General features: G+C 47.6%; 1 protein-coding gene and 1 pseudogene. One reads left to right on the forward strand and one right to left on the reverse strand.

Features of this window, described 5'->3' with window-relative positions; genetic code table 11:
• Positions 1–239, reverse strand: a pseudogene (locus I3257_RS14105) (pyridoxal phosphate-dependent aminotransferase); the annotation flags it as partial.
• A gap of 250 nt (positions 240–489) precedes the next feature.
• On the opposite strand from I3257_RS14105, the gene I3257_RS14110 reads away from it, so the two are divergent.
• Positions 490–1,143: hypothetical protein (locus I3257_RS14110; protein ID WP_238050170.1), on the forward strand; the 654-nt coding region annotated here is incomplete at its 3' end.

The following is a 1,143-nucleotide window of genomic DNA, read 5'->3' on the forward strand; positions in this document are numbered from 1 at the left end:
TCCAGCCACAAGTCATAACGACTGCCATGCCAGTCGATAATCGCTTGATACAACGGCTCGGTCGGCACGGTGTAACCCAATATGCCATGCTGCGTTACTTGCTCAATCGCCGATAAAATAGGCTGAGCAGTCTTAAAGTCCATATCCGCGACCCACAGCGGAATGGTGTCATCGGTATAATGCCATTTAAACGACCCCGTGTTACGTCTGTCTATTATTTCATCAAAGTTGTACAGCACCGATGCTCTCCTTTACGGTAGTTTTATATTATAACTGTTCATTCGTCGGCTTAAATGACCTTTGAAAATATAATGCTATCATTATTTGAATAATGGTTAAAAATTAGTGTTACATTAATGTTGCGGACTCTACATATGATCAAGTTATTTATGCCAAAGTACGCTGACATTGCAAGGATTGTAATCTATCGGCTTTTACCCACCCCCCCCCTACTAAGCCAAGATGGCTTGTCTAAAAGGATTTAGCATGATGAAAATGGATTCCCTATCAAACGTAGCACTTAAAAGTACGATACTCAAAATCAGTTCCCTTACTCTCGCCATTGCCGCAACTTCTGCATGCACTGCTATGGCAACAGGTGCTGACTCCCAAGTTTCAAATACCCAAACCACTACGAACAGTACTGCCATTACTTTAGGCAATAGTGCTATGTCTAGCGGCACTAACGACACGGTTGCTATCGGTAATATGGCCATTGCAGGTCTGAACTCAGCAACCGCTGTCGGCGGTCAAGCCAACGCTGCTGGGCTAGGTTCAACCTCTATCGGTTGGCAATCAAAAGCCACTGCCGAACGCGCGCAAGCCTTTGGTCATCTAGCCAATGCTAGCGGTGTTCGCTCTACCGCAGTTGGCGAAGCGGCAATCGCTGGTGGTACTAACGATACGGTCGCTGTCGGCAATAAAGCCAATGCAGGTCTAAACTCCGCAACGGCTGTTGGCGGGGAAGCCAATGCCGCAGGTTTAGGCTCAACCTCTATCGGTTGGCAATCAAAAGCTACTGCCGAACGCGCGCAAGCCTTTGGTCATATAGCCGATGCTAGTGGTGTACGCTCTACCGCAGTTGGTGAAGCGGCAGCCGCACAAGGTGCAAACTCGGTAGCGTTAGGCAATAAATCTATGGCT

The sequence above is a fragment of the Psychrobacter sp. Ps7 genome (genome assembly GCF_022129225.1).
GTDB classification, from domain to species: Bacteria; Pseudomonadota; Gammaproteobacteria; order Pseudomonadales; family Moraxellaceae; genus Psychrobacter; species Psychrobacter immobilis_A.